Source organism: Ruegeria sp. CG3, assembly GCF_056537205.1.
Genome location: NZ_JBQFRC010000003.1, coordinates 221,826 through 239,055, shown reverse-complemented (window position 1 = coordinate 239,055; position 17,230 = coordinate 221,826). Strand labels below are relative to the sequence as shown.

General features: G+C 62.8%; 18 protein-coding genes. 13 read left to right on the top strand and 5 right to left on the bottom strand.

What is annotated here, in order from left to right; translation table 11 throughout:
• Positions 1–2 precede the first annotated feature (2 nt).
• Entirely contained in the window at positions 3–965 is a 963-nt protein-coding gene (gene ubiA, locus ACR0NB_RS14540) for a 4-hydroxybenzoate octaprenyltransferase (protein WP_170435976.1), read from the bottom strand.
• Between the two features lie 12 nt (positions 966–977).
• Between ubiA and ACR0NB_RS14535 the strand changes: the two genes are divergently transcribed.
• From ACR0NB_RS14535 to pheT, 7 genes are all read left to right on the top strand, one after another.
• Positions 978–1,703 carry a 16S rRNA (uracil(1498)-N(3))-methyltransferase gene (locus ACR0NB_RS14535; RefSeq protein WP_480633974.1) on the top strand — a complete coding sequence of 242 codons (726 nt, stop codon included), beginning with the start codon at positions 978–980 and terminating at the stop codon, positions 1,701–1,703.
• Positions 1,703–2,551: a GNAT family N-acetyltransferase gene (locus ACR0NB_RS14530; protein WP_480633975.1), complete on the top strand. Its 849-nt coding sequence runs from the start codon at positions 1,703–1,705 to the stop codon at positions 2,549–2,551. Before ACR0NB_RS14535 ends, ACR0NB_RS14530 begins: the two co-directional genes overlap by 1 nt.
• On the top strand, positions 2,548–3,075 hold the full coding sequence (locus tag ACR0NB_RS14525; RefSeq protein ID WP_480633976.1) for a hypothetical protein: 528 nt from the start codon (positions 2,548–2,550) through the stop codon (positions 3,073–3,075). Before ACR0NB_RS14530 ends, ACR0NB_RS14525 begins: the two co-directional genes overlap by 4 nt.
• Before the next feature lie 77 nt (positions 3,076–3,152).
• Positions 3,153–4,523 (top strand): glutamate--cysteine ligase, encoded by a 1,371-nt coding sequence (locus ACR0NB_RS14520; protein WP_170342329.1) that lies wholly within the window; start codon positions 3,153–3,155, stop codon positions 4,521–4,523.
• Between the two features lie 112 nt (positions 4,524–4,635).
• Positions 4,636–5,703, top strand: a complete 1,068-nt coding sequence (locus tag ACR0NB_RS14515; protein ID WP_480776058.1) for a Hint domain-containing protein — start codon at positions 4,636–4,638, stop codon at positions 5,701–5,703.
• Between the two features lie 73 nt (positions 5,704–5,776).
• The gene (pheS, locus tag ACR0NB_RS14510) at positions 5,777–6,850 is read left to right on the top strand and encodes a phenylalanine--tRNA ligase subunit alpha (protein ID WP_480776057.1); all 1,074 of its coding nucleotides are present in this window, start codon (positions 5,777–5,779) and stop codon (positions 6,848–6,850) included.
• Positions 6,851–6,924: 74 nt separating this feature from the next.
• Entirely contained in the window at positions 6,925–9,321 is a 2,397-nt protein-coding gene (gene pheT, locus ACR0NB_RS14505; protein WP_480776056.1) for a phenylalanine--tRNA ligase subunit beta, read from the top strand.
• Positions 9,322–9,367: 46 nt separating this feature from the next.
• Here pheT and ACR0NB_RS14500 read toward each other — a convergent pair whose 3' ends face one another.
• The gene (locus ACR0NB_RS14500; RefSeq protein ID WP_480776055.1) at positions 9,368–10,252 is read right to left on the bottom strand and encodes a LysR family transcriptional regulator; all 885 of its coding nucleotides are present in this window, start codon (positions 10,250–10,252) and stop codon (positions 9,368–9,370) included.
• A gap of 84 nt (positions 10,253–10,336) precedes the next feature.
• Between ACR0NB_RS14500 and ACR0NB_RS14495 the strand changes: the two genes are divergently transcribed.
• Positions 10,337–10,969 (top strand): class I SAM-dependent methyltransferase, encoded by a 633-nt coding sequence (locus tag ACR0NB_RS14495; RefSeq protein ID WP_480776054.1) that lies wholly within the window; start codon positions 10,337–10,339, stop codon positions 10,967–10,969.
• 89 nt (positions 10,970–11,058) lie between these two features.
• Positions 11,059–11,508 carry a YtoQ family protein gene (locus ACR0NB_RS14490; protein WP_480776053.1) on the top strand — a complete coding sequence of 150 codons (450 nt, stop codon included), beginning with the start codon at positions 11,059–11,061 and terminating at the stop codon, positions 11,506–11,508.
• 48 nt (positions 11,509–11,556) lie between these two features.
• Here the strand turns inward: ACR0NB_RS14490 and ACR0NB_RS14485 are convergent, their stop codons facing one another.
• Entirely contained in the window at positions 11,557–12,255 is a 699-nt protein-coding gene (locus tag ACR0NB_RS14485; RefSeq protein ID WP_170360001.1) for a glutathione S-transferase family protein, read from the bottom strand.
• Between the two features lie 214 nt (positions 12,256–12,469).
• Here ACR0NB_RS14485 and ACR0NB_RS14480 point away from each other — a divergent pair, with 214 nt between their 5' ends.
• Complete coding sequence (locus tag ACR0NB_RS14480; protein WP_170367577.1) at positions 12,470–13,276, top strand: mechanosensitive ion channel family protein; 807 nt, start codon at positions 12,470–12,472, stop codon at positions 13,274–13,276.
• An 88-nt stretch (positions 13,277–13,364) separates the two neighbouring features.
• Here ACR0NB_RS14480 and ald read toward each other — a convergent pair whose 3' ends face one another.
• Positions 13,365–14,483, bottom strand: coding sequence for an alanine dehydrogenase (gene ald / locus ACR0NB_RS14475; RefSeq protein ID WP_480776052.1), 1,119 nt, complete (start codon positions 14,481–14,483; stop codon positions 13,365–13,367).
• A gap of 135 nt (positions 14,484–14,618) precedes the next feature.
• On the opposite strand from ald, the gene ACR0NB_RS14470 reads away from it, so the two are divergent.
• A complete protein-coding gene (locus tag ACR0NB_RS14470) occupies positions 14,619–15,077 on the top strand; it encodes an Lrp/AsnC family transcriptional regulator (protein WP_093963556.1) in 459 nt (152 codons plus the stop codon).
• A gap of 150 nt (positions 15,078–15,227) precedes the next feature.
• The gene (gene ppk2 / locus ACR0NB_RS14465) at positions 15,228–16,145 is read left to right on the top strand and encodes a polyphosphate kinase 2 (RefSeq protein ID WP_170360005.1); all 918 of its coding nucleotides are present in this window, start codon (positions 15,228–15,230) and stop codon (positions 16,143–16,145) included.
• Between the two features lie 70 nt (positions 16,146–16,215).
• Here the strand turns inward: ppk2 and rpsU are convergent, their stop codons facing one another.
• Positions 16,216–16,422 carry a 30S ribosomal protein S21 gene (rpsU, locus tag ACR0NB_RS14460; RefSeq protein ID WP_005614280.1) on the bottom strand — a complete coding sequence of 69 codons (207 nt, stop codon included), beginning with the start codon at positions 16,420–16,422 and terminating at the stop codon, positions 16,216–16,218.
• Between the two features lie 111 nt (positions 16,423–16,533).
• Here rpsU and ACR0NB_RS14455 point away from each other — a divergent pair, with 111 nt between their 5' ends.
• The gene (locus ACR0NB_RS14455) at positions 16,534–17,226 is read left to right on the top strand and encodes a COQ9 family protein (protein WP_170391776.1); all 693 of its coding nucleotides are present in this window, start codon (positions 16,534–16,536) and stop codon (positions 17,224–17,226) included.
• The last annotated feature ends 4 nt before the right edge of the window (positions 17,227–17,230 follow it).

The window sequence follows — 17,230 nt, the reverse complement described above, 5'->3', positions numbered from 1 at the left end:
AATCAGAGGAGCAATGCGACGCAAAGGAAGATGAGCGGAATAAGGCCGGTGTCCCGGTTGGCGCGAAACAGTTGCAGCAGTTTCGCGTTATCTTCGATGTCCAGCCCGCGCAGTTGCCACGCCATGTGCCACCCCATTGCCCAAGGTCCACCGATGGCCACGACCAGCGCCAACACGCTGGAATTGGGCAGCGCGGCCTCGACGATGGCCAGACCCATTAGCGCCACGGTCGCCACAAGGAAATACTTCAGCCATTTCGCGGTGTCGGTCCCGAACAGGCGCGCGGTGGACTTGATGCCGATCAGCTCGTCATCCTCGGCGTCCTGGTGAGCATAGATCGTGTCGTAGAACAGCGTCCAGGCGATGCCGGACAGGTACAGCAGGATCGCGGGCCATTCGACCGTACCGCGATGCGCCGCCCAGGCCAGCAGGGCGCCCCAGTTGAAGGCCAGCCCCAGAAACACCTGCGGCCACCAGGTGAAGCGCTTGGCATAGGGGTAGATCGTCACCGGCAGCAGCGACAGGACGCCCATCGCGATGGCCGCCTGGTTGAAGGTCAGCAGGATCGCCAGCGCCAGAAGGCATTGGATGCCCATCCAGATCACCGCCTGCCGCACGCTGACCTGACCCGAGGGGATGGGCCGCGAACGCGTGCGTGCGACCTGCGCGTCGAACTTGCGGTCGGTGATGTCGTTCCAGGTGCAGCCCGCGCCGCGCATCAGAAAGGCCCCGGCCGCGCACCCCACGGCAATCCACAGATCGCCCCACCGCGGCTGACCGTCATGAAGGATCGCCAGCGCCAGGCCCCACCAGCACGGGATCAGCAGCAGCCACGTCCCGATCGGCCGGTCCGCGCGCGACAGCCGCAGATAGGGGCGGGCAAAGGCCGGGGCGCGGGTATCGACCCAGTTGCCGGTAACGGCGTCGGCGACCTGACCGTCTGGTGTTGGGGCATTGCCTTGCATATGTAGGGTCTCATGAGTGCGAAGATCAGGCTGTATGTAGATCACCCTTTGGGTGCGGGGCAATCGGTTCCTTTGACGCGCGAGCAGGCCCATTACCTGTTCGGCGTGATGCGTCTGGCCGTGGGTGGGGAGGTGGCCCTGTTCAACGGCCGTGATGGCGAGTGGCTGGCGCAGGTGGCCGAGGCGGGCAAGCGGGGCGGTGTTCTGAGCTGTCTTGAACAGACCCGGCCACTGCAACTGCCGCCGGACCTGTGGCTGCTGTTTGCCCCGATCAAGAAGGCGCGGACCGATTTCATCGTCGAAAAGGCGGCCGAGATGGGAGCCGCCAAGATCATGCCGGTGCAGACCGCCTTCACCAATTCCGAACGCATCCGCCAGGACCGGCTGCAGGCCCACGCGGTCGAGGCGGCCGAGCAATGCGGCGGCACCTTCGTGCCCGAGGTCTGCGACCTGCAGCGGCTGGACAAGCTGTTGGACAACTGGCCCGACGGCCGCCAACTGATGTTCTGCGACGAGGCCGAGGCCGGGTCGGCCCTGCGCCTGGCCGCGCAGGACAAGGGCCGGCCCTGGGCCATCCTGATCGGCCCCGAGGGCGGGTTCTCCGATGCCGAGCGCCAGCGGCTGAAGGATCTGCCGTTCACGCATGTGGTCAGCCTGGGGGCGCGCATCTTGCGGGCCGATACGGCGGCGGTGGCCGCGATGACCCTGTGGCAACAGGCGCTGGGGGACTGGTCCTGATGTGGCGGCTGGCGCAGCAACAGGACGTTCCGGCGATCGAACGGTTTCTTCTGGACCATGTGCAAAGTTCGATGTTCGCGCTGGCCAACCTGCGAGAGTTCGGCCTGAACGCACCTGCACCGCGCGCGATGAGCATGTGGATGCTGGGCGACCCGCTGCGCGGCGTGTTCGGCATCACCAACGAAGGCATGATCCTGCCGCAATGCCCGGATGTTTCCGATGCCGACCTGGCCGCGGCGGCAGTTCTGATCCGCGACCGCCGGATCATGGGGCTGGCGGGCGAGGCTTCGCAAGCCCGCCGGTTTCTGCGACAGGCCGGATGGCAGGACCGCGCCGCGCATCTGAATCGGGATGAGCCCTCCTTTGCGCTGGACCTGCGCGACCTGATCGTTCCGCAAGCGGAAAACGCAAGGCTGGTGCCGCTTTCGGATGGGGATCGGAGCCTGTTGATCCGCTGGCGCGAGGCCTATCATCTGGAATCCTTGGGCACCGACCCGGGCATGGCCCACGCGGCAGCGCAGAAGGACATCGACGGATATATTCAGCGCGACTCCCACCGGCTGCTGATGGTCGATGGCCAGCCCGTCAGCATGACGGGCTTCAATGCCACGCTGCCCGAGACCGTCCAGATCGGTGGCGTGTTTACCCCGCCCGCGCTGCGCGGTCGGGCCTATGCCCGCACCGCCGTTGCCCTGCATCTGGCCGAGGCGCGGGCCGCCGGAGTGCGCAAGGCCGTTCTGTTCGCGGCTTCAAACGCCGCCGTGCGTGCTTATGTTGCTATTGGGTTTGCCCCTGCCGGGACCTTTTCACTGGTCCTGTTCAGCGATCAGATGGAGGCCGCGTCATGAGTTTCATCCGACCCGAAGCCAAACTGGCCCTGTGGCGCTGGCGCGAGGTGCTGGCCGCCGGGTTCGTTCTGATCCTTGGCCTCAGCTGGATTGGCGGTCCGGGCGGGTTGCTGGGCTGGCTGGGCTGGGTGCTTGTGCTGGTCTCGGTCGCGCTGGCCGTGATCGGCGTACAGCGCGCGCGGTTCCGGCTGGGCGCGGGCGGGCCGGGCGTGGTGTCGGTGGATGAAGGGCAGATTGCCTATCTGGGGCCGCTGGAAGGTGGCATCGTCGCCACCCGCGAAATCGAGAGCCTGACGCTCGACCCCACCGCCAGCCCCGTGCATTGGGTGCTGGAACAGCCCGGCCAGCCGCCGCTTCACATTCCCGTGAATGCCGAAGGTGCCGAGGCACTGTTCGACGTGTTCTCGGCCCTGCCGGGGCTGCGGACCGAGCGGATGCTGTCGGAACTCAAGGGCGGGGCGTCGCATCCGGTGGTCATCTGGGAACGCCACCCCTCGCGCCCGGCACACATCCGGTTGAATTGACGGTGCATTGACACCGGGGGAGATTGCGACCACCACTGACCCCCACGACTCGACACTTCAGGATCGGAGCACGGTTCATGTCCATTCCTCAGTCCGGCGGCGGGCCGATCGAACGCCACGAACAACTGGCCGAATACCTGGCCGATGGCTGCAAACCCAAAAGCGAATGGCGCATCGGGACCGAGCACGAGAAATTCGGCTATTGCAAGGACACGCTGAAGCCGCTGCCCTACGAAGGCGAACGCTCGATCCTGGCGGTACTGCAGGGGCTGCGCGACGGGCATGGCTGGACCCCCGTGGAAGAGGCGGGCAAGCTGATCGGGCTGGAAAAGGACGGGGCCAACGTCTCGTTGGAACCGGGCGGGCAGCTGGAGCTGTCAGGCGCTCCGCTGGAGACCATCCACGAGACCTGCGACGAGGTGAACGCGCATCTGCGCGACGTGAAGGACATCGCCGATAAGATCGGCGTAGGCTTCATCGGGCTGGGCGCCGCACCGATCTGGAAGCATGAGGACATGCCGCTGATGCCCAAGGGCCGGTATGTCCTGATGAATGACTACATGGAAAAGGTCGGCGACATGGGCCGCGCCATGATGCGCCGGACCTGCACGGTTCAGGTCAACATCGATTTCGGGTCCGAGGCGGACATGGTGCAGAAGCTGCGCGTGGCGCTGGCCCTGCAGCCGGTGGCGACCGCGCTGTTTGCCAACTCGCCCTTCTTCGAGGGCAAGCCCAACGGCCACAAAAGCTGGCGCAGCTACATCTGGCGGCATCTGGATGACGCGCGCACCGGCATGCTGCCCTTCGTGTTCGAGGACGGCTTCGGGTTCGAGCGCTATGTCGAGTACGCTTTGGATGTGCCGATGTATTTCGTCTATCGCGACGGAAAGTATATCGACGCGCTGGGCATGTCATTCCGCGATTTCCTGCAGGGCAAGCTGCCCGCGCTGCCGGGCGAGACGCCGACGCTTTCAGATTGGGCCGATCACCTGACCACCGCCTTCCCCGAGGCGCGGATCAAGAAATTCATGGAAATGCGCGGGGCCGACGGCGGCCCGTGGCGCCGTCTGTGCGCGCTGCCCGCCTTCTGGGTAGGGCTGACCTATGACCAGTCCGCGCTGGATGCCGCATGGGATCTGGTCAAGGGCTGGGACGCCGAAACCCGCGAGGGGCTGCGCGTCGCCGCGGCCCGGGACGGGCTGCAGGCGCAGGTCGGCGGCATCAACATGCACGATCTGGCGCGCGAGGTGGTGGCCATCGCCGAGTCTGGCCTGAAGGCGCGGGCGCGGCCGGGTGCGGGTGGTCTCGTCCCGGACGAGACGCATTTCCTGAACGCGCTGAAGGAAAGCATCCAGTCCGGCAAGGTGCCAGCCGACGAGCTGCTCGAGCATTACCACGGCGACTGGCAGGGCGATCTGACGCGGATCTACCCCGAATACAGCTACTGACCGCGACCTGTTGCAATTAGGGGCCTGTTAGCCACATTCCCGGATCGCGCCTTGTTCGGCGGCGGCGTTTGCGCGATACATTCGGGTCAGGTTTTCCGGTCGTGGTGCTTTCATGGCGCGTATCAGTGAGTTGCATTATTCCAATGCCTATGCCGCGAATTCGGGCGTGTCCGAGTTCCTGGAGGTGTCCCTTCGCCCGGACGAAGACCCGGCGGATTTCACCGTGTCCTTCTATCAGGCGAACGGGCAGGTTGGGATCGAGATCCCACTCAACGATCCCTCCGTTCAGGTCACCGTGGACCCCGACAACAACGAGATCGTCTATGTCATCTCGGCCGATGATTTCCCGATCTTCCTGACCGATCCGGATGGTGGCGGCCCAACCAATTACGAAGCCTATGCGCTGACCAATACCGCCACGGGTGAGGTGATAGATTTCTACGACATCGGTGGCGGCACGCAGAACATCGTCGCGGTTAACGGGTTGGCGGCCGGGGAAACCTCGGTCAACCTGCCGGTGCTGGTCGGGCCGAACCAGACCACGACGACCCTGCAGTTCAATCAACCCGATCCCGACACGCTGACCTATGGCCCCTTGTCGCCCGGGGATACCGGGGCCGCCTGTTTCACGGCCGGAACCCTGGTGGATACCCCCGAGGGGCCGCGCCGGATCGAGACGCTGCAGCCCGGCGATACGGTCCTGACCGTCGATGACGGCCCCTGCCGGGTGCGCTGGATCGGCGGCCGCACGGTGCGCGGCGTGGGCCGGTTCGCGCCGGTGCGCATCCGCGCGGGTGTTCTGGGCGCCAAGACAGACATTCTGGTCTCGCCCCAGCACCGCATTCTGGTCGGCGGCTGGCAAGCCCAGCTTCTGTTCGGCGAGGATGAAGTTCTGGTTCCGGCCAAATCGCTGGTCAACGGCGACACCGTTACCGTGCAGCCCTGCGACATCGTCCGCTACGTCCACCTGTTCTTCGACCGGCACCAGCTGGTCACCACATCAGGCCTTGTGTCCGAGAGCTTCTTTCCGGGGCAGGAGGTTCTCTCGGGGCTGGAGCAGGAGGCCGCGCGCGAACTGTTTGCGCTGTTCCCCGAACTGCAGACCCATCCGCAGGGCTATGGCCCCACGATCCGCCCGGTCCGGTGTGATCGACAGGCAGCGGTTCTGCGCGCGACCTGATCGCGCGGCCCGGCCCTCTTGCTTTCGCGCGCTGCTGTGATAGCAGGACAGCAACAGAATTCAGGGGACCGTCATGGACGATCTTAAGGCAAAATACCTGGGTCAGATCGCTGACGCAGGCGACGAAAGCACGCTGGAAGCGATCCGCGTGGCCGCGGTGGGCAAAAAGGGCGAAGTGGCGCTGAAGATGCGCGAACTGGGCAAGATGACGCCCGAGGAACGCCAGGTCGCCGGCCCCGCGCTGAACGCGCTGAAGGACGAGATCAATTCGGCGCTGGCCGCCAAGAAGGCCGCATTGGCCGATGCCGCGCTGGACGAACGTCTGCGGACCGAGTGGCTGGACGTGACCCTGCCCGCGCGCCCGCACCGCCAAGGCTCGATCCACCCGGTCAGCCAGGCGACCGAGGAACTGACCGCGATCTTTGCCGAACTGGGCTTTTCCGTCGCCGAAGGTCCGCGGATCGAGACAGATTGGTACAATTTCGACGCGCTGAACATCCCCGGCCACCACCCCGCGCGGGCCGAGATGGACACGTTCTACATGCACCGCGCGCCGGGCGACAATCGCCCGCCGCATGTGCTGCGCACCCATACCTCGCCGGTTCAGATCCGCTCGATGGAAAAGCAGGGCGCGCCGATCCGCGTGATCTGTCCGGGCGGTGTCTATCGCGCCGACTATGACCAGACCCACACGCCGATGTTCCACCAGGTCGAAGGCCTGGCCATCGACAAGGATATCTCGATGGCGAACCTGAAATGGGTGCTGGAGGAATTCGTCAAGGCGTTCTTCGAGGTCGACGATGTCGAACTGCGCTTCCGCGCCTCGCATTTCCCGTTCACCGAACCCTCGGCCGAGGTCGATATCCGCTGTTCTTGGGAAGGCGGCCAGCTGAAGATCGGCGAGGGCGACGACTGGATGGAGATTCTGGGCAGCGGCATGGTCCACCCCAAGGTGATCGCCGCCGGCGGGATCGACCCCGAGGTCTATCAGGGCTTTGCCTTCGGCATCGGCATCGATCGTCTGGCGATGCTGAAATACGGCATCCCGGATCTGCGGGCGTTCTTTGATTCCGACCTGCGCTGGCTGCGCCACTATGGGTTTGCGGCGCTGGACATGCCCAACCTGCATGGTGGCTTGTCACGATGAAATAGCGTGGGGCTTGCCCTGCTGCCCAAGAGAATTCGGCGGGCTGGCCCGCCTTACCGGACAGGAAAACAGAAATGAAATTCACCCTCTCCTGGCTGAAAGACCACCTGGACACCGACGCCTCGGTTGATGAGATCGCCGAGGCGCTGACCGATCTCGGGCTCGAGGTCGAAGAGGTCATCAACCCGGCCGACAAGCTCAAGGATTTTACCCTTGGCTATGTGAAACATGCCGAGAAACACCCCGATGCAGACAAGCTGCGCGTCTGCAAAGTGGACACCGACGAGGGCGAGCTGCAGATCATCTGCGGCGCCCCCAACGCGCGCGAGGGCATCACCGTCGTGGTCTGCAAGCCGGGCATGTATATCCCCGGTCTGGATCTGACGATCAGCGTTGGCAAGATCCGCGGCGTCGAAAGCTTTGGCATGATGGCGTCCGAGCGCGAGCTGGAACTGTCGGACGAACATGACGGCATCATCGAGCTGCCCTCGGGCGAGGTGGGCCAGCGGTTCGTCGACTGGCTGGCCGAGAACGACCCCGCCAAGATCGACCCGGTGATCGAGATCGCCATCACTCCCAACCGCCCCGATGCGCTGGGCGTTGCAGGCATCGCGCGCGATCTGGCGGCGCGGGGTCTGGGCACGCTGAAGCAGCGCGACTATGCCCCGGTGCCGGGGGATTTCGAAAGCCCGATCAAGGTGACGATCGACGACGACACGCTGGATGGCTGCCCGCATTTCACCGGCCGCCTGATCCGCGGCGTCAAGAACGGCCCCAGCCCGCAATGGCTGCAGGATCAGCTGAAGGCGATCGGCCTGCGTCCGATTTCGGCCTTGGTGGATATCACCAACTACATGACCTTCGACAGCAACCGCCCGCTGCACGTCTTTGACGCCGACAAGGTCAAAGGCAACCTGCGGGTGTACCGCGCCAAGGGCGGCGAGAAACTGGTGGCGCTGGATGAAAAGGAATACACGCTGCAGCCCGGCATGATGGTGATTTCCGACGACAACGGCCCGGAATCCATCGCCGGCATCATGGGCGGGCAAGAGACCGGCTGTACCGAAGACACGGTGAACGTGTTTTTGGAAAGCGCCTTCTGGGATCATGTCCAGATCGCGCTGGCGGGGCGCGCGCTCAAGATCAACTCGGACGCGCGGTACCGGTTCGAACGCGGGGTCGATCCGGCATACACGCTGGAAGGGTTGGAGCACGCGACACAGATGATCCTGGACATCTGCGGCGGCGAGGTTTCGAAGGTCGTCGAGGCCGGCAAGGCGCCGGACCATTCGCGCGCCTATCGGCTGGATGCTGCGCGGGTACAGTCGCTGGTGGGCATGGACATCCCCGAAAGCGAGCAGCGCCAGACCCTGACCCGGCTGGGTTTCCGTCTGGAAGGCGACATGGCCCATGTGCCCAGTTGGCGCCCCGACATCCAGGGCGAGGCCGATCTGGTCGAGGAGGTCGCCCGCATCGCCTCGCTGACCAAGCTGCAGGGCAAGCCGCTGCCGCGTGTCACGGATGGTATTCCCAAGCCGGTCATGACCCCGGCCCAGCGGCGTCAGTCGATGGCGCGGCGCAACTGCGCGGCGCTGGGGTACAATGAATGCGTCAGCTACACTTTCATCGATCAGGCCTCGGCCGCGCTGTTCGGCGGCGGTGATGACGCGACGATGCTGGAAAACCCGATCTCGTCCGAGATGAGCCACATGCGCCCGGACCTGCTGCCCGGCCTGCTGCAGGCCGCGGCGCGCAACCAGGCGCGCGGCTTTGCCGATCTAGCTCTGTTCGAGGTCGGCCCGGTCTTTCATGACGGGGAACCCGGCGAGCAACGCGCTCAGATCGCAGGCCTTCTGGTCGGGCGGACCGGTCCCAAGGATGTGCACGGCGCCGCTCGCTCAGTCGACGTGTTCGACGCCAAAGCCGATGCGGAGGCTGTGCTGACCGCCATCGGGGCCCCCGCCAAAGTGCAGATTCTGCGCGACGGCGACGCTTGGTGGCATCCGGGCCGTCACGGCAAGATCTGCCTGGGCCCCAAAAAGGTGCTGGGCGTGTTCGGTGAACTTCATCCGCGCGTGCTGCAGCAGTTGGACATCAAGGGCCCGGCCGTGGCCTTCACCATCTGGCCGGACGAGGTTCCGCTGCCGCGCAAATCCGGCACCACCCGCTCGGCGCTGGAACTGCGCGACCTGCAGGCGGTCGAGCGTGACTTTGCCTTTGTCGTCGATGCCGATGTCGAGGCGCTGACGCTGGTGAATGCCGCCGCCGGCGCCGACAAGGCGCTGATCGAAGAGGTGCGCGTGTTCGATGAGTTCATCGGCGGCAGCCTAGGCGAGGGCAAGAAATCTCTGGCCATTACCGTCCGGCTTCAGCCGACCGGCAGCACGCTGAAGGAAAAAGACATCGAGGCGGTGGCGGAAAAGATCATCGCCAAGGTCACCAAGGCCACCGGCGGCGTTCTGCGCGGTTGAAGCCGCTCTAACCCGAAGAGACACGCGCGCCGATGGTGCGCGTGTTTCAGTTTGCGAAGAAATCCGCCAGCAGGTCAAAGACCAGCCGGATGCGGCGGCTGGTATGCAGTTCGCGATGGGTGGTCAGCCAGATCGGGAACCGCAACGGCTCCATGTCGGGAAGGACGCGCTCCATTCCCGGTGTGGCATCGCCCACCGGCTCGGACATGGGCGCGATGCCAAAGCCCTGCCGGGCAAACTCCCACGAGACGATGCCGTTCTGCGACCCCAGGCGGAAGTTTTCTTCGGTCAGGCGCAGGCCGATCGGTTCGAAATAGGCGATCATCTGCGCGGTGTCGCCGAAACTGATGAACTCGTGCCGGGACAGGTCCGACAGGGACTTGGGGCGTCCAGCGCGGTTCAGGTAGGCGGTGGCGGCATAGAAATGCCCGTCAGCCTCCTGCACCAGTTTTGCGATCAGGTCGGGCTGGTCGGGGCGGACATGGCGGATGGCGATATCCGCCTCGCGCCGCATCAGATCGCGAATGTCGTTCGCGGCGATCACGTCGATCCGCAGTTTCGGAGCTTGTGCGCGAATCTCGCGAAGCAGATCCGGCAGGATATAGGCCGACATCACGTCGCTTGCGGTGATCCGCACCTGCCCCTCGATCGACTGCGCCTGACCGGACGCCGCCAACGCAATGCGATCTGCGGCGGCGCCCATGGTCCGGGTGTGCTCCAACAGCTCGATCCCGGCGGTGGTGATCTGAAGTGATCGGCCGACCCGTTCGAACAGCATCACGCCCAGGTCGGATTCAAGCGCGGCGATCTGGCGGCTGAGGGTCGGTTGCGTCTGGTCCAATCGCCGTGCCGCCGCCGAAAGCGAGCCGGTCTCGGCCGTGGCCAGAAAGGAGCGGATATGGTTCCAGTCGAATTTGCGCGGATCATCCATGCATGAATGTATAAGGATTCTGCGAATTTCGGCAATTCACCTTTGAAACGCGTATCACTAGCTTGCGCTCAAAGGAGAGCCGACATGACCGCCACAGCCAAATTCTGGGACGGAATCGCCGAGAAATACGCGAAATCCCCGATCCGGGACATCGAGTCCTACGAACACACGTTGCAACGCACGGTGTCCTATTTGAAGCCAACCGACCAGGTGCTGGAACTGGGCTGCGGAACCGGGCGCACCGCGCTGCGGCTGTCCGGCCATGCGGATACGATCACGGCGAGCGATGTCTCTCCGGGAATGCTGGCCGTGGGCCGCAGGTTGGCGCAAGAGGAGCAGATCGAAAACGTCGTCTTTGTCGAGGCCGACGCCAACCGACCCCCGAATTGGGCCTATGATGTGGTGATGGCATTCAATCTGCTGCACCTGATCCGGGATCTGGAGGCGACGCTGGCCGGGGTTCATGAGGTGTTGAAACCCGGCGGTCTGTTCATTTCAAAGACGCCCTGCCTTGCCCAGGGTGGATTGGGGTTCAAGTTCGGCTTGCTCAAGCTGCTCTTGCCGGTCATGCAGCTTTTGGGCAAGGCACCATACGTCAGCCAGTTCGACATCAAGACGCTGGAAACCGCCATTGAAAAGGCCGGGTTCGAGATCATCGAAAGCGGGAACTTCCCAGCGAAACCGCCCTCGCGCTATCTGGTGGCCCGCAAGCTGTGACGCCAGCGCCGCATCGGCAGGCAACTTCCGCATTGGGCTTTGCGGGTTTGGACAGTAAACAGGGCCAGAAGCAAAAGGCGGAGGCTGCAATGGGTTTGAATGTCTACCTGTCGGGCGAGATCCACACGGATTGGCGCGAACAGATCATCGAAGGCGCGCAAGGGCTGGACGTCACGTTCAACAGCCCAGTGACCGATCATGCGGCCAGCGACGATTGCGGGGTCGCCATTCTGGGGGCCGAGCCGAACAAGTACTGGCACGACCACAAAGGTGCGATGGTCAACGCGATCCGTACCCGCAAGGGGATCGCCGATGCCGACGTCGTCGTGGTGCGATTCGGGGACAAGTACAAGCAGTGGAATGCGGCCTTCGACGCGGGCTATGCCGCGGCCCTGGGCAAGTCGATCATCGTGCTGCACGGTCCCGAGCATCAGCATGCGCTGAAAGAGGTCGATACCGCCGCGTTGGCGGTGGCCGAGGAGCCCCACCAGGTGGTCGAGATTCTGCGCTATGTGCTGACCGGGAAACTGCCCGGTTGATGGCACGGAATGCCGACGCCGCTTGCAAGGCGGCGACGGCGTGATCCCTTACCCGCGCGGAGGCGTGACCAGACCCTTTTGAACCGCGGGCCGGTCCAGGAACCGGTTCAGATAGGCGATGGTGTTGCGATGATCGTCCCAGCCGACCAACTCTTTGGCGCCGTAGAAATCAAGGCCGCGCAGCCACGGGGCCAAAGCGATATCGGCAATTGAGTACTCACCGGCGATCCAGTCCTGCCCGTGCAACTGGGTCTCGACGACATTCAGCAGCCGTTTGGCCTCGTTGATATACCGCTCGCGCGGGCGCGGGTCTTCGATCGCGCTGCCGGCGAACTTGTGGAAGTAACCCAGCTGCCCGAACATCGGACCCACGCCGCCCATCTGGAACATCAGCCATTGCGTGATCCGATACTTGTCGGCCGTGTTCTGGCCGAGGAACTTGCCGGTTTTCTCGGCCAGGTACAGCAGGATCGCACCACTTTCGAACAGCGCCAAGGGCTGTCCGTCCGGGCCGTCAGGATCGATGATCGCCGGAATCTTGTTGTTTGGGTTCAGCGACAGAAACTCGGGGCTTTTGACGTCAGCGTCTGACAGGGTGACCTTGTGCGCCTCGTAGGGCAGGCCTGTTTCTTCGAGCATGATGGACACCTTCACGCCGTTCGGCGTCGGGAAGGAATAGAGTTGGATCCGCTCCGGCGAATGCGGGGGCCATTTGGTCATGATCGGGAAGGTGGCGGTGTCCAGCATGGCAAGCTCCTTGTTCGGGTACTATTGCAAGCTAGGCATTCAGGGGCGGATTGTTAGATGGCGGTCTGTGCAACCCCGGGCAGCGACTGTTTGCTGAAGCACAGCGGGGAAATCCGGGACATTTCAAACCTAGACCTGTGCGGTTTTATCGCCCAATGTTGCGGAAACCCCGCGCAAAAGTCGCGGGTTTGTTGCTGTTGGAAAGGAGACGCCCGTGGATGAGGTCGTGACGCAGGTAGGGGCATTTGCCCCATTGATCATGAGCGCGGTCAAAGCCCTGATCGTTCTTGTTGTCGGCTGGATAGCCGCTGGCATGATCGCAGGGATCGTTCGCCGCCGAATTAATTCGACCCCGCAAATCGATCCGACTTTGGGGAATTTCGTTGCCAGCACGGTCAAATGGGTGATCCTGGCCATTGTTCTGGTTGCTGTGCTTGGCATCTTCGGGATCGAAGCGACGAGTATCGTTGCCATTCTGGGCGCCGCTTCGCTGGCCATCGGCCTTGCGCTGCAGGGCACGCTCAGCGATCTAGCCGCAGGTGTGATGCTGGTGGTTTTCCGGCCATACAAGCTGGGTCAGTTCGTGGATATCGGTGGGACAGCCGGCACGGTGAAGGACCTGAACCTGTTCACGACCGAACTGGTCACGCCCGATAATGTGCAGATCATCGTTCCCAACGGTCAGGCCTGGGGGTCGATTATCACCAACTACTCGGCGCACGACACGCGGCGTGTCGATCTGGTGTTCGGGATCGACTATGGCGACAGTGCGGATGCGGCCATGAAGATCATTCTGGATGTGGCCAAGGCGGACAAGCGCATACACTCGGACCCCGAGCCCTGGGTGCGTGTGACCAACTTGGGAGACAGCTCGGTAGACCTGACCGCGCGGTTGTGGTGCGCGGCCGCCGACTATTGGGACGTCAAGTTTGATCTGACCAAGGCCGTCAAGGAAGCGTTTGACAGCAAGGGCATTTCGATTCCCTACCCGCACTCGGTGGAAATCCACAAAGAGGGCTGAATGCTCCCGCCCGTCCGTCGGGCATTGGAAATGCCCTTCTTCGGTTGGGCCAAGCGCCGCGCAGATGCGCGGCGCTGTTGCGTTTCGATCAGGCCTTGACGACCATTGCGGGCGAAACCACGTCGATCCCCAGTGCCTTGCCTACAGCATAGTATGTCAACTGGCCGGCGTGCACGTTGAGGCCCGCCAGAAGGTGGGGATCGTCCTGACATGCCTGTTTCCAGCCCTTGTCGGCCAGCGCCAGCATGAACGGCATCGTTGCGTTCCCCAGCGCGATGGTCGAGGTCCGTGCCACCGCACCCGGCATATTGGCCACGCAGTAGTGCATGATGCCATCCACCTCATAGATCGGATCCGCGTGTGTCGTTGCCTTGGAGGTTTCGAAGCAGCCGCCCTGGTCGATGGCAACGTCGACAAGCACAGCGCCCGGCTTCATGGTCGACAATTGCTCGCGGGTGATCAGTTTCGGGGCGGCCGCGCCCGGGATCAGAACGGCACCGATCACCATATCCGCCGACTGGATCAGCTCGGCCGTGGCGCCGGCGGTCGAGTACTGGTTCTTGAACCGGCCACCGAAGACGTCGTCCAGATAACGAAGGCGCGGCAGCGAACGGTCCAGAACGGTCACATCAGCGCCCATGCCCGCCGCCACCTGAGCCGCATGCGTGCCGACGACGCCGCCACCGATCACGACAACCTTGGCCGGGCCCACACCGGGGACGCCGCCCATCAGAACGCCGCGCCCGCCATTGGCTTTTTGCAGGGTCCACGAACCCACTTGCGGGGCCAGACGACCTGCGACTTCGGACATCGGGGCAAGCAGCGGCAGACCACCGTTGGAATCAGTTACCGTTTCATAGGCGATCGCCGTGCAGCCCGAGGCCAGCAGATCGTGGGTTTGCTCAGGGTCGGGCGCAAGGTGCAGGTAGGTGAACAGCAGCTGGCCTTCGCGCAGCATCTTGCGCTCGACCGCTTGCGGTTCCTTGACCTTGACTATCATGCCGGCGGTCGCGAACACCTCTTCCGCGGTGTCCACGATGCGCGCGCCTGCGGCGACATAGGCGTCGTTGTCAAATCCTGAACCCAGCCCGGCGCCGGTTTCGATGATGACCTCGTGACCACGGGCAACCGCTTCCTGCGCGGCGTTGGGGGTCATGCCTACGCGGAATTCCTGCGGTTTGATTTCCTTTGGGCATCCGATTTTCATGGGGCTCTCCATTCATAAACTGCACAAATTATGTGCAGAAAGCGGTGCAATTTCTGTGAAACTCGGTGCGCAACTGCGCTAATATGTGGGAAATTTTTCGATGAAATGAGAAAATCTTGCAACGGATGTGCGTGAATGTCACTTGATGCGACTGACCGAAAGATTCTGGCGGCCCTTCAGCGCAAGGGGCGTATGTCGAACGCGGAACTGTCCGAGCAGGTCAACCTGTCACCGTCGGCCTGCCATCGCCGGGTTCAGCGGCTTGAGGCGGAAGGCTATATCCGGGATTATGTCGCGCTGTTGAATGCGCGCAAACTGGGGGTGCCGACAACCGTATTTGTCGAGATCACCTTGCAGGGTCAGGCCGAGGAGGTGCTGGAGGCTTTCGAGCGGGCGGTCCGGCGCATTCCGGACGTTCTGGAGTGTCACCTGATGGCCGGGTCGGCGGATTATGTCCTGAAGGTGGTCGCCGAAAACACCGAGGATTTTGCGCGCATCCACCGCCAGTATCTGTCGCGCCTGCCCGGAGTTGCGCAAATGCAAAGCTCGTTCGCCCTGCGGACCGTTTTCAAGACGACCGCACTGCCTGTTTGACCCTGGTGCGGCAGTCTTGCCGATGCGGTTGTATCTGCCGTTGAGCCGGTTCAATATTGGCCTTCGGGGCGGGAAAAAGGTCGGCATGACATTGGCCGGTTACACGTACCCGATATGGTCCGAGACTGTTGAAAGATAAGGAGCAGGCCCTTGGCTGAAGACTATGAGAACACAGTCGACGATTGGCTGGAAGCCGAGTTGCAGGACACACTGGACGAGGATTTTGAGATCGAGTTCAGTGAACCCATGCTGTCGATGGAGGTCCGCAAGATCTATCGCGAACAGCATCCTGAAATGCTGGATCGCAAGGTCTATTTCCGCAACCTGTTGCGCCTGCAGGCCGAACTGATCAAGGTTCAGGACTGGGTGCAGCATACCGGCGCCAAGGTTTGCATCCTGTTCGAAGGGCGCGACAGCGCTGGAAAGGGCGGGGTAATCAAGCGGATCACCCAACGGCTGGACCCGCGGGTTGCACGTGTCGTTGCTTTGCCTGCCCCCAGCCGGCGCGAGCAGAGCCAGTGGTATTTTCAACGCTATGTGCCGCATTTGCCGGCGGCGGGTGAGATCGTTCTGTTCGACCGGTCGTGGTACAACCGGGCGGGCGTTGAACGGGTGATGGGCTTCGCCACCGAGGCCCAGGTCGAGCAGTTCTTTCAGGACGTTCCCGAATTCGAGCGCATGTTGGTTCGGTCGGGGATCATCTTGCTGAAATACTGGTTCTCGATCACGGACGAAGAACAGCAACTGCGCTTTCTGATGCGAATCCACGATCCGATGAAGCAGTGGAAACTGTCACCGATGGACCTGGAATCGCGGATCCGCTGGGAAGACTATACCAAGGCCAAGGAAGACATGCTGTTCCGAACCAACATTCCCGAGGCCCCTTGGTACATTGTCGAAGGCAACGACAAAAAGCGGGAAAGGTTGAACTGCATGGAGCATATTCTGACCAAGATTCCGTACGAAGAGGTGCCCCACGAAAAGGTCACTCTGCCGGATCGGAAATACAATCCCGAGTATGAACGGCGGGTTCTGCCGGACGAATTGTACGTACCCAAGATCTATTGAAACGACAAACCCCCGGGCGATGCCTCGGGGGTCGTCAAATAGTGTCATCCAAAGCTGGACGAGGAAGATCTTAGAGCAGACCTTCGCGCTGGGCTTTCTTACGTGCCAGTTTACGGGCACGGCGGATCGCTTCAGCTTTCTCGCGCGCTTTTTTCTCGGACGGTTTCTCGAAATGTTGCTTCAGCTTCATTTCACGGAACACGCCTTCGCGCTGCAGCTTTTTCTTCAGGGCACGAAGCGCCTGATCGACATTGTTGTCGCGAACACTAACCTGCATGTGGTTGTCACCACCTTTCTAGATAGAGTTGCAAGGAAATTGCAGGAGTTGGCCGTATAGCAAAGCGGACCTAACTTGTCTAGTACTGGGCACAACAGTCGGAGGACCGCCATGACCGTGACCTATGAAGATGCAAAACAGCAATTGCTGGACGCAATTCTGACCCATGTTCCTTTTGATGGTTGGTCCGAAGAGAGCTTTCGCGCGGCCATTGCCGACTGCGATCTGGACGAAGGTCTGGCCCGTGTCATCTGCCCGCGGGGCGCCGTGGATCTGGCGCTCGCATTTCACGCCCGCGGGGACGCCGAGATGCTTGAACGGCTGAACTCCGAGGACCTGAGCGATCTGAAGTTCCGCGACAGGATTGCCGCCGCAGTGCGCTTCCGCCTGCAGGCTGTCCCCGACAGGGAGGCGGTGCGCCGAGGCGTGACTTTGTTTTCGTTGCCGTCATATGCAGCAGATGGCGCCAAAGCGGTCTGGGGCACCTGTGACCTGATCTGGGATGCGCTGGGCGACACTTCGGATGATGTCAACTGGTACACCAAACGCGCAACACTGTCGGGTGTGTATTCCTCGACCCTCTTGTTCTGGTTGGGCGATGACAGCCCGGACCACCAGCGGACCTGGGAATTCCTGGATCGCCGCATTGCGGATGTGATGCAGTTCGAGAAGCTCAAGGCGCAGGTGAACAACAATCCGCTGTTCAAACCGTTCCTTGCGGTTCCCAACTGGCTGGCAAGTCAGGTTCGGGCGCCAGTCAGGATGCGGGCCGATCTGCCGGGTCTTCTGAACCCGCGCAAGTAACCGC

Bases quoted from the DNA above. Each gene is read 5' to 3' on its own strand.
- ubiA (WP_170435976.1), bottom strand. From the start codon at position 965: ATGCAAGGCAATGCCCCAACACCAGACGGTCAGGTCGCCGACGCCGTT.
- ACR0NB_RS14535 (WP_480633974.1), top strand. From the start codon at position 978: ATGAGTGCGAAGATCAGGCTGTATGTAGATCACCCTTTGGGTGCGGGG.
- ACR0NB_RS14530 (WP_480633975.1), top strand. From the start codon at position 1,703: ATGTGGCGGCTGGCGCAGCAACAGGACGTTCCGGCGATCGAACGGTTT.
- ACR0NB_RS14525 (WP_480633976.1), top strand. From the start codon at position 2,548: ATGAGTTTCATCCGACCCGAAGCCAAACTGGCCCTGTGGCGCTGGCGC.
- ACR0NB_RS14520 (WP_170342329.1), top strand. From the start codon at position 3,153: ATGTCCATTCCTCAGTCCGGCGGCGGGCCGATCGAACGCCACGAACAA.
- ACR0NB_RS14515 (WP_480776058.1), top strand. From the start codon at position 4,636: ATGGCGCGTATCAGTGAGTTGCATTATTCCAATGCCTATGCCGCGAAT.
- pheS (WP_480776057.1), top strand. From the start codon at position 5,777: ATGGACGATCTTAAGGCAAAATACCTGGGTCAGATCGCTGACGCAGGC.
- pheT (WP_480776056.1), top strand. From the start codon at position 6,925: ATGAAATTCACCCTCTCCTGGCTGAAAGACCACCTGGACACCGACGCC.
- ACR0NB_RS14500 (WP_480776055.1), bottom strand. From the start codon at position 10,252: ATGGATGATCCGCGCAAATTCGACTGGAACCATATCCGCTCCTTTCTG.
- ACR0NB_RS14495 (WP_480776054.1), top strand. From the start codon at position 10,337: ATGACCGCCACAGCCAAATTCTGGGACGGAATCGCCGAGAAATACGCG.
- ACR0NB_RS14490 (WP_480776053.1), top strand. From the start codon at position 11,059: ATGGGTTTGAATGTCTACCTGTCGGGCGAGATCCACACGGATTGGCGC.
- ACR0NB_RS14485 (WP_170360001.1), bottom strand. From the start codon at position 12,255: ATGCTGGACACCGCCACCTTCCCGATCATGACCAAATGGCCCCCGCAT.
- ald (WP_480776052.1), bottom strand. From the start codon at position 14,483: ATGAAAATCGGATGCCCAAAGGAAATCAAACCGCAGGAATTCCGCGTA.
- ACR0NB_RS14470 (WP_093963556.1), top strand. From the start codon at position 14,619: ATGTCACTTGATGCGACTGACCGAAAGATTCTGGCGGCCCTTCAGCGC.
- rpsU (WP_005614280.1), bottom strand. From the start codon at position 16,422: ATGCAGGTTAGTGTTCGCGACAACAATGTCGATCAGGCGCTTCGTGCC.
- ACR0NB_RS14455 (WP_170391776.1), top strand. From the start codon at position 16,534: ATGACCGTGACCTATGAAGATGCAAAACAGCAATTGCTGGACGCAATT.